The organism is Microbacterium sp. C448, from assembly GCF_000582705.2.
Taxonomy (GTDB): Bacteria; Actinomycetota; Actinomycetes; order Actinomycetales; family Microbacteriaceae; genus Microbacterium; species Microbacterium lacus_A.
Window position 1 is genome coordinate 1 of the sequence record NZ_HG779668.1, and the last position, 9,211, is coordinate 9,211.

General features: G+C 68.5%; 11 protein-coding genes. 1 reads left to right on the forward strand and 10 read right to left on the reverse strand.

The window, feature by feature from the left end; translation table 11 throughout:
• The 8 genes from MIC448_RS07675 to MIC448_RS07710 all read right to left on the reverse strand — a co-directional run.
• The coding region (locus MIC448_RS07675) for a GNAT family N-acetyltransferase (protein ID WP_036298039.1) at positions 1–299 on the reverse strand (299 nt) is incomplete at its 3' end.
• Complete coding sequence (gene tsaB / locus MIC448_RS07680) at positions 296–961, reverse strand: tRNA (adenosine(37)-N6)-threonylcarbamoyltransferase complex dimerization subunit type 1 TsaB (RefSeq protein ID WP_036298040.1); 666 nt, start codon at positions 959–961, stop codon at positions 296–298. The genes MIC448_RS07675 and tsaB, both read right to left, overlap by 4 nt.
• A 30-nt stretch (positions 962–991) precedes the next feature.
• Complete coding sequence (locus MIC448_RS07685; protein ID WP_036298041.1) at positions 992–1,399, reverse strand: DUF6157 family protein; 408 nt, start codon at positions 1,397–1,399, stop codon at positions 992–994.
• A gap of 74 nt (positions 1,400–1,473) precedes the next feature.
• Positions 1,474–2,316 carry an ABC transporter permease gene (locus MIC448_RS07690; protein WP_036298042.1) on the reverse strand — a complete coding sequence of 281 codons (843 nt, stop codon included), beginning with the start codon at positions 2,314–2,316 and terminating at the stop codon, positions 1,474–1,476.
• The gene (locus tag MIC448_RS07695; protein ID WP_036298043.1) at positions 2,313–3,104 is read right to left on the reverse strand and encodes an ABC transporter ATP-binding protein; all 792 of its coding nucleotides are present in this window, start codon (positions 3,102–3,104) and stop codon (positions 2,313–2,315) included. Before MIC448_RS07695 ends, MIC448_RS07690 begins: the two co-directional genes overlap by 4 nt.
• On the reverse strand, positions 3,101–4,429 hold the full coding sequence (locus MIC448_RS07700) for an LLM class flavin-dependent oxidoreductase (RefSeq protein WP_036298044.1): 1,329 nt from the start codon (positions 4,427–4,429) through the stop codon (positions 3,101–3,103). Before MIC448_RS07700 ends, MIC448_RS07695 begins: the two co-directional genes overlap by 4 nt.
• 51 nt (positions 4,430–4,480) lie before the next feature.
• Positions 4,481–5,473 carry an ABC transporter substrate-binding protein gene (locus MIC448_RS07705; RefSeq protein WP_081766251.1) on the reverse strand — a complete coding sequence of 331 codons (993 nt, stop codon included), beginning with the start codon at positions 5,471–5,473 and terminating at the stop codon, positions 4,481–4,483.
• A 163-nt stretch (positions 5,474–5,636) separates the two neighbouring features.
• A complete protein-coding gene (locus tag MIC448_RS07710) occupies positions 5,637–6,770 on the reverse strand; it encodes an aminotransferase class V-fold PLP-dependent enzyme (protein WP_051513351.1) in 1,134 nt (377 codons plus the stop codon).
• Between the two features lie 121 nt (positions 6,771–6,891).
• On the opposite strand from MIC448_RS07710, the gene MIC448_RS07715 reads away from it, so the two are divergent.
• Positions 6,892–7,845, forward strand: coding sequence for a LysR family transcriptional regulator (locus MIC448_RS07715; RefSeq protein WP_036298045.1), 954 nt, complete (start codon positions 6,892–6,894; stop codon positions 7,843–7,845).
• Positions 7,846–8,127: 282 nt separating this feature from the next.
• Here the strand turns inward: MIC448_RS07715 and tsaE are convergent, their stop codons facing one another.
• Together tsaE and alr are read right to left on the reverse strand one after the other, a co-directional pair.
• Positions 8,128–8,649, reverse strand: coding sequence for a tRNA (adenosine(37)-N6)-threonylcarbamoyltransferase complex ATPase subunit type 1 TsaE (gene tsaE, locus MIC448_RS07720; protein ID WP_279380981.1), 522 nt, complete (start codon positions 8,647–8,649; stop codon positions 8,128–8,130).
• Between the two features lie 28 nt (positions 8,650–8,677).
• Positions 8,678–9,211 (reverse strand): alanine racemase (alr, locus tag MIC448_RS07725; RefSeq protein ID WP_036298049.1); only part of this gene is annotated, 534 nt, incomplete at its 5' end.

Below are 9,211 nucleotides of genomic sequence, written 5' to 3' on the forward strand. Positions count from 1 at the left end.
GCCCCGCGCTCCCCCGCCTCGGTCAGCAGTGAGCGCAGCAGCCCGCGCCCCCGCCCTCGACCCCGCGCGTCTTCGACGAGCGCGATGGTTTGGATGTCGGCATCCGTCCCGCCCTGCACAGCCCGGATACCGCCGTAGCCGATCAGGCGTCCGGCTTCTTCGAGCACGAGGTAGCGGCCGTGGCGCGAGGCGAGTTCTTCGCGCATCATCGCCTCCGACCACGCGTCGGTCGGGAACGAGGCACGCTCCAGCGCCATGATCGCGTCGAGGTCGTCGGCGGTTGCCGTCCGTAGCGTCATACGCCCACCCGCTTGGGTGCGTGGCCGAGGGTCACGTCGGGCGAGCGCAGGTAGAGCGGCTCGGCGGATGAGCCGTCGCCGGCGTGCCTGTCCGCGACGATTCCGGCAGCGAGCATCCGTCCCGCAAGACGCCCGAGTGCGCCCGCCGAGATGGACGTGACATCGACGCGCCGGACGGGATTCGCGGGCAGGCCGAGCGAGAGGAGCCGTGCATCGAGGTCGTCCCGGGGTGCGAGCGCGGGTTCGGTGGTTCGGATCGGCAGGCCCTCGGCCACGCCCGCGTACACCGTGTAGGCGAACTCGCGGCGGCGCGCGTCGGTGACGATCGCGATCGGTCCGGATGCAGCCGTCTCGAATTCGGCGAGCGCCGCGGCGTCGTGACTCGCGACGGCGATGACCGGAACGGCGCGCGCGAGGGCGAACGTGCGAGCGGCGGCGATGCCGATGCGCAGGCCGGTGAAGGGGCCCGGCCCCATGCCCGCGGCGACGTGCGTGATGTCGCGCGGGGTGACGGATGCCTCGGCCAAGGCGCCCTCGATCAGGGTGCCGATGATCTCGGCGTGTCCGAGCGCGTTGGGACTCGACGCTTCGCCGCGCGTGACCCCGTCGCGGTCGACGACCGCGACGGCAGAGCCGAGGGAGGTGTCGATGGCGAGGATCACGCCCTCCAGGGTAGTCGCGGGCGCGGGCGCTCAGCGCTTCGAGCGCATCGCCCGGGTGACTGTGACACCGCCTTCCCCGGTCGCCATGCGCTCGTACTCCTCGGACTCGACCGGCACGAGTGCGATTCGTCCCTCCGCGTCCGCGTGCACGCCCCATCCGTATCGTTTACCGAGGTCGCTCGAGCGCATGCACGGCTGACCCTTGGCGAAGAACTCTGCGCGCGCCGACTCGCGCTCTCCGGCCGGGATGTCGCGACGATCGGCCCACACCGCGAAGATGACGTCGTCCGAGGTGAACCGGTACGGATTCTCGGCGATCATGCGGTAGGTCAGCTCGGCGACACTCGGGCTGGCACGAGTCGGCGGTTCGGTCGCTGCTGTCGCCGCCGTGTCTTCGGAGACCGCGATGAAGGTGTCGAAGTAGTTCGTCGTGTGCATGGGTCGATCTTGAACGCCACCTCCGACATCCGTCCAGCCCCCGGGCACGCGCCCGAACGTGGTCGGACGAGCCCTCAGGCCCCGTCGTAGTTGTCACGCCACCCGAGGAGGCGTCGCTCGAGTATCCGAACGAGCGAGTCCGAGATCTTCCCCACCGCGGCGAAAACGACGACACCGACCATGACGGTCGCGGTGTTGAGCAGACTCCGGGCGTCCTGGATCAGGTAGCCGATCCCCGACTGCGCACCGGTCAGCTCCGCCACGACAAGGCACAGCCACGCCATCCCCACGGAAAGCCGAAGACCCAGAAGGATGTTCGGAAGCGCCCCGGGAACGATGAGAAGTCGGACTTGGTCCCACGTGCTGTACTGCATCACCTGGCCGACCTCGAAGAGCTTGCGGTCGACTCCACGCACCCCGAGGAATGTGTTGACGTACATGGGGAAGAACGCGCCGGTGGTAATGAGGATGACCTTGGACAACTCACCGAACCCGAACCACAGGATGAACAGGGGTGTCACCGCGAGCAACGGGACCGTGCGCAGCATCTGCAGGGTCGGGTCTACGACCTTCTCCGCGATCGTGGAGAAACCGACGAGCACTCCCGCGATCAGGCCGAGCGTCGCGCCGATGACGAGCCCGCCAGTCGCCCGGGCGAGGCTCACGAGGAAGTTCTCGAGCAGGATGCCGTTCACCGTGAGCGCCCAGAAATTCACGGCGACGTCGGACGGCGCGGGAAAGAGCTGATTGTCGATGACCCGTGCCGCCGACAGCAACTGCCAGAGGCCGATCACGGCCACCGGCAAGAGCGCGCCGATCCACAGACCACCACGACGTCGTCTGCGACGCGGCGTCGATCGACGAGCGACCTCGGATATCGCGGACACCGCCGCGGGGGACGTCACCGTGGCGGTCATGCTGCGTCCCTTCTCGGCACGTCGGACTCGTCCGGCACCGCGATGTCGCCGAAGACGCGGACCAGTTCCGCTCGCAGCGCAAGGAACTCGTCGCTCGCCCGATCCCGCTCTACGGGCAGCGTGACCGGAATGATCTCGTGCACGCGCCCCGGCCGCGGGCTCATCACGACGACGCGGTCGCCGAGCACGAGCGCCTCATCGATGTCGTGCGTGACGAAGATCATCGTCGTTCCCCGTTCCCGCCAGATGTCGCGCAGGACATCCTGCATGTGGGACCGCGTGAACGCGTCGAGTGCGCCGAACGGCTCGTCGAGGAGCAGTACCTCGGGGTCACGCAGCAGCGCTCGCGCGATCGAGACGCGCTGCGCCATCCCGCCGGAGAGCTCCTTCGGGAACGCGTTCGCGAAGCCCTCGAGCTTGACAACCCGAAGCAGCTCCTCAACGCGGACGCGGACGGAGGCGCTGCGGAGCGACAGATTACCCGCGATGTTGCGGGCCACGTTCAGCCAGGGGAACAGCCGGTGCTCCTGGAAGATCACCGCACGGCTCGGACCCGGGCCGTGCACCGGACGCCCGTCGAGCTCGACGACGCCCTCGTACTCGGTTTCGAGGCCCGCCACGATCTTCAGCAGCGTGCTCTTGCCGCACCCGCTCGGCCCGATCACCGTGATGATCTCGCCGCGCCGGACATCCAGATCGACGCCGGTGAGCGCGACGACCTCGCCGCGGGCACCGTCGAAGATCTTCTGCAGGCCACGGATGCGCAGGTGCGCGGCGGAGGACGTCACGAGCGCACCCCCTGGTATCGGCTCGGCACGTGGTCGAGCCCGAGATTCTCCCGCAGGGTCGCCGCGGGCGGCTCAGACGAGTAGATCCCCCGACGACGCAGTTCGGGGATGACGAGTTCGACGAAGTCGGTGAGCCCGACGGGCTGGACCCAGTTGTTGAGCAAGAACCCGTCCGCCGCGCCCTCGACGAACCACTGCTCCATGGCGTCGGCCACCTGCTCGGGCGTTCCAAAGAAGTCCTCGCGCGGGGTCGTGGCCATCTGCGCGACCTCGCGAAGGGTCAGGTTCTTCCGGGCCGCCTCCTCCGCGAATCGGGCCGTGATCCCCTGGAAGAAGTTCGCCCCGATCGCCGTGACCTCCTGCGGGAAGGGGCCGTCGGGGTCGTAGACCGAGAAGTCGAGATAGTTGTAGTAGAAACCGAGCCAGCGCAGCGCCTGCTCGTCGTCGGTGTAGCTGAGGATTCGCGCGTACTTGTCCTCGGCTTCGGCGGCCGTGCGGCCAACGACGACCTGTCCGCCCATGAAGATGTTCATCTGGTCGGGGTCGCGACCGTGCTCTGCCGCGCGACGCTTCATGTCGCCGTAGTACTCCTGGGCGAGGTCGAGCGAATTCTCCTTGGCGAAGATGCCCTCGGCGAACCGCGCCGCGAAGTCCCGCCCGACGGGAGAAGAACCCGCCTGGAAGGCGACGGGATGTCCCTGCACCGGGCGCTCAATGTTCAACGGCCCGCGCACCTGGAAGTACTCGCCCGAATGGTCGAGGACATGCATCCGTTCGGGGTCGAAGTAAGTGCGGGTCGCGACGTCCCGCACGAAAGCGTCCTCGTCCCAGGTGTCCCACAGACCGCGGAGCACCTCGAGGTACTCGGCCGCGCGCACGTACCGCTCATCGTGCGTGGGCAGCGCGGGCGAACTGTAGTTCGCCGCCGCGCTCGCGTGTGCCGAGGTGACGAGGTTGAACCCCGCGCGGCCGCCACTCAGGTGATCGAGCGAGGCGAGCTGGCGCGCGATCGTGTACGGATCCGTGAACGACGTCGTGAACGTCGGGACCAGGCCGATTGTCCGGGTGCATGCGGAGAGCGCGCCGAGGAGTGTGAACGGTTCGAAGCGGTTGACGTAGTACGGCTTCGCCCCGGGTTCGATGGACACGCTGTCCGCGACGAACGCGAACGCGAAACCGGCACTCTCCGCCAGCTGGACGAGGTGGCGAGCCGAATCGAAGTGCAGGGCCGCGTCCGGGCGCGTCGTCGGGTTCACCCACGAGTTGTAGCTCGCGCCGGGCGGCTCGACCAGTAGGCCGAGCTTGATCATCCGCTTGGTCGTCATATCTCCTCCAAAAGGGACGGGGCCGGGGTGGTCGCTCCGGCCCCTCGGCGTTCAGTCCGCGATGCTCTCGATGAAGGTGTTGTTCACGCGCGCCGCGATGTCGGGCGAGCTCGAGATCTCGCCGAGGTCGGCGAACAGGTCAGCGATCGACTGGTAGGTTTCCGCCAGCTCTTCGTCGACGGCCTCGTTCATCGGGGCGCTGAGTTCAAGGAATCGCGTGGCCACGGCGACCTCAACGTTGCGGTCGGCGGCAATCGCCTCGGCAACGGCCTCGGGGTCCTCCGCCAGCCAGCCGACGGCCGACTGACGAGCGCGCAGGAACGCGTCGATGACGACGGGGTCGCTTTCGGCGAGCGCCGTGCGCGTGACGATCGCACCCGGTACGAGACCGAGCTCCTCGCCCGTAATGAGCTCTTCGCTGTTGGTGTCGTTGACCGCGTCGGATTTCGTCCCGACCCAGAGCGCCCACGCATCCACCTGGCCGGTGAGGAATGCGTTCTGCGCCTCGTCGGGTGCGAGATCGATCAGTTCGATGTCGTCGGTAGACATCCCGGCGTCCTCGAGCGCGCGCACCAGGAGCGCCCAGGCGCTGCTGCCCTTCGACGTGGCGACGGTCGCACCAGCCAGGTCCTCGATCGAGGTGGCTCCGCCGGTCGGCACCAGGATGGCGTCGCCGCCACCGCTCGATGCGGCTCCGATGATGTCGAACGGGACGTTCGCGGCGGCGCCCGTGGCAACGGCTACGTAGCCGATATCGGTGAAATCGAGCGCGCGCGAGGCGAGGCCCTCGAGCATCTGGGTTGACGTGCCCAGCAGGGTGTACTCGACCGCGATGCCGAGTTCGGCCAACTCATCGTCGAAGAATCCGCCCACCTTCGCGATCTCGTTCGCGCCGCTCATGGATGTCGTATCGATCGTGACCTTGTCGACCGTCGGCGCCGCCGACTCCTCGGCACCACCCGCGCTGCCGGTAGTGCAGCCGGCGAGGATGCCGGTCACGGCCAGGATCGCGACCATGGCCGTGGTGTTTCGTAGGGTTCGCATGATGACTCCTAGTGATTGGCGCCAGGGACGGGCGCGCTCGAGAATCCTCGCGTACTGGACGACGCGAAGAGGCTGCAACGGTGCGGGCTGTAGTACGAGAATGACGAATGTCTGGCCGAGACGCCAATCGTGACGACATCGGATGCCACGGCTCGGGCGCTCATCATGGCCGCCGCTCTGAGGAACGGACCGCGCGAACGGCGGCAGCAACGTCGTCGAGCGTGTTCCAGAGATGAAACGAGACGCGAAGGCGGCCGTCCGGTTGGGTAGCGCGAAGGTCGGCGCGACTCATGGCGCGAAACCGCTCACCGTCGGGATCGTCGAGCGAGACGATGGCCCGTCCCCGTGGCTCGATCCCCACCCCGACGCAGAACGCGTCGGCGAGGGATATGTTGTGTTCCCATACGTCGTCGCTGCCGAACCTGTCGAGGAACGCGAGCGCGGCATCCGCACCCACCCAGGCCGGAAAGGCGGGCGATACATCGAATCGTCGAGCGGTCCGGGCGAGCGTCATCGTCGGACCGTAGAACGACGCCAGCACGTCCTCACCCGCGTACCAACCGGCGTGCAACGGCTTCACGAACCCTGCAGCCCGGGGCGAGAGCGTGAGGAACGCCACTCCGCGCGGAGCCATCAACCACTTGTACGCGTTCGTGATGGTCGCGTCGTAGTGCGTGGCGTCGACCGGCACCGCGCCGGCCGCCTGGGTGAGGTCGCACAACGTCAGGGCGTCGTGTCGCGCGGCGGCCGTACGAACCGCGTCGACGTCGGCCATAGCCCCATCGATCGACTGGACGAGGCTGAACGAAACCACGGCCGTGCGCGGCCCGATCTCCGCCGCCAGAGCGTGCAGGGGCACATGGCGGACCGTGTATCCGATCTCGGCGCCGGCGACCAGAAACGGGAAGACCATCGAGCTGAAGTCCCCGTCCACGCATAGAACCTCGGACCCGGACGGCACCGCGGCGGCGAAGAGCGACGCGAACACGGACGTCTGAGCACCGATCGCGACGCGTTGCACCGGGCAGCCGACGCGCTGCGCGAACCGAGCACGCGCGGATTCCACGACCGCGGTGTACCCGCTCGGCGAAGCATCCCCTCGCAACCAGTCCGCCGCGTCGTCCGTCATCGCGCGAGCGACGTCCCGAGTCGGGATCCCCATGCTGCACGCGTTGAAGTAGCCACGACCGCCGTCGAAGAACTCGTGCGCGTCAGACGCATCGAACGTCGTCTCAGCGGCGTCGGCATGGGCAGCGAGCCGACGACCGGTCGAAGCGGATGGCGCGAGGTGGGTCATGGCTCCGATCCTGTGACGGGAAGCACCCTGACGCGAAACCTCGGCACACGGTGTTATCGAGTGAATAAGCGTTGGTTATCCGAATAGGCCGTGGACAACCGTGAAGCGTTACGCTGACCCGATGACGGGCACCGCGCCGGACCTGGGCCTCCAGTCGCTGAGGATCATCCGTGCCATCGAATCGACCCGATCGATCACGGGAGCCTCTCGCGCGCTCGGCGTCAGTCAGCCCGCCATCAGCCAGCATCTGCAGCGCACCGAATCGAAGCTCGGCGTTGCGCTTGTCGTGCGCACGGGCCGGGCGATCACGCTGACGGATGCCGGTCGCGCCCTCGCCGCGCAGTCAGCCATCGCCCTGGACGCCCTCGATGTGGCCTTCGCCGAGATCGAGGCGCTCGCCCAGATGCGTTCCGGCACGGTGCGTCTCGTCGGCTTTCCCTCGGCGTCGTCGACTCTCGTACCCGCCCTCATAAGCACGCTCCGCGACCGCTCACCGGGCGTCTCCATCCGATACGGGGAGGAGGAGCCACCGGAGGCGATCGACCTCGTGGAGTCCGGCGAGCGCGACATTGGGCTCGTATTCTCCTACCCGGGCGAAGCCGCGCGCGGAACGCGGCCCGACCGTTCCCGCCTCAGTCTCGCGAACCTGTTTGACGACAACCTGCTGCTCGTCCTGCCGCGCGACCATCCACTGGCCGACGAGGACGTCGTCGACATGATCGCGCTCGAGGACGATCCCTGGATCGCTGGCTGCCCGAAGTGCCGGGGAAACCTGCTGCGATTCTGCGAGCGAGTCGGGTTCGAGCCCGACATCGCCTTCGAGACGGACAATGCCGCAGCGGTCATGGGCCTGGTGGCAAGCGGCTTGGGAGTCACACTCATGCCGCGCCTCGTGCTCACAACCACGGCGATGCCCGAGAACGTCGTCGTCCGATCCCCCAACCCGGGCATCACTCGTGTCATCGGTGCGGTGGTGCGCGACGAGCGCCGGGGCGATCCGTCGATCACAGCGGCGCTCACGGCGCTCGCAGGTCTCGGCGTGACTAGATGGGGCATCGCCCCGCTCGCGCGCTGAGGGCCTCAGCTGCCCGATCCCGTACTCCCTGAGCCTGACGAAGAGAACACCCGAGCACTGCCCCGGCGAGTCACGTCGACAAGCTCAGAGACCGAAGGGCGCAACAGGTCACGTCGACGAGCTCAGAGACGGGGACCAACGCCCCGACGCCGGCAGACCGGGGCACGTCAGGTGCTGTGGGGCACGGTAGAACCTGCCCCACAGGCCCCGACACCGTGCCCCACTTCGGCGCGGGGAAGACGAGGCCGGGCGCACACAGCAGGACCTACAACGCGCCGAGACCTACGGGCGGCGCGAGATCGTGACGACGCGCGGCGCATCGTCGTCCAGGGCTTCCGCTGAGCGCGAGGCATCACCGCACATTGTGCTGCCCTCTTCCGCAACATGCCCGCCCCGCCCCCCGACCGGCCGCTCGATCTCGAGCTCCCACCAGATCTCACGCAAGCCCTCGGCCATGCCGCGCCCCCACTCGACCACGACGACCGAGCCGTCCGCGTCGATATCGAGGTCGTCGAGCTCGAGCGCCGAGCCGAGGCGATAGGCATCCGCATGCACGAGGGGCGGGCCGTCGACGAGGGACGGATGCGTCCGCGCGATCACGAACGTCGGGCTCTGGATCGGCCCCCGCACACCGAGTCCCTCCGCGATTCCGCGGGTCAGGGTCGTCTTGCCCGCGCCGAGCGGTCCGGTGAGCACGAGCAGATCCCCGGCGACGAGCCCCGCGCCGAGCCGTCGTCCGAGTTGCTCCATATCGTCCGTGCTCTCGATGTCGTGGCGGCCGAGCAGGTCATCCGCGACGGTCACGACCGTACTCCGCTCACGACGACCCCGCTCACGACGACACCTGCCGGCGCGGCACCCGTGGCCCGATCCGCGTCACGATCTCGTAGTTGATGGTGCCCGAGGCATCCGCCCACTCATCCGCCGCGGGCACGCCGAGCGTCGGGTCACCGAACAGCACGACCTCGTCCCCCACCGCGACCGGGGTGTCGCCCGCGTCGACGACGAACTGGTCCATCGCGATGCGTCCCGCAACACGCAGGCGGGTGCCGCCGATCGTCACGGGACCGCGACCGGATGCGGCACGCGGCACACCGTCCGCATAGCCGAGCGGCACGAGCGCGAGGGCGGTGGGCCCGTCCGTGCGGTAGTCGTACCCGTACGAGACGCCCTGCCCCGCGGGTACCCGGCGGACGGCCGCGACCGCTCCGCGGAGCGTCATGGCGGGACGCAGGCCGAGCTCGGCCGACGACCGCCCGGCGAAGGGCGACAGACCGTACAGCCCGATGCCGACGCGCACGCAGTTCAGGCGCGCCTCGGGCAGGTCTATTGCCGCGTGTGTTGCGGCGATGTGTCGAAGCGGCGG

Coding starts and splice junctions, on each gene's coding strand:
- MIC448_RS07685 (WP_036298041.1), bottom strand. CDS start 1,399: ATGCACACGACGAACTACTTCGACACCTTCATCGCGGTCTCCGAAGAC.
- MIC448_RS07690 (WP_036298042.1), bottom strand. CDS start 2,316: ATGACCGCCACGGTGACGTCCCCCGCGGCGGTGTCCGCGATATCCGAG.
- MIC448_RS07700 (WP_036298044.1), bottom strand. CDS start 4,429: ATGACGACCAAGCGGATGATCAAGCTCGGCCTACTGGTCGAGCCGCCC.
- MIC448_RS07705 (WP_081766251.1), bottom strand. CDS start 5,473: ATGCGAACCCTACGAAACACCACGGCCATGGTCGCGATCCTGGCCGTG.
- MIC448_RS07710 (WP_051513351.1), bottom strand. CDS start 6,770: ATGACCCACCTCGCGCCATCCGCTTCGACCGGTCGTCGGCTCGCTGCC.
- MIC448_RS07715 (WP_036298045.1), top strand. CDS start 6,892: ATGACGGGCACCGCGCCGGACCTGGGCCTCCAGTCGCTGAGGATCATC.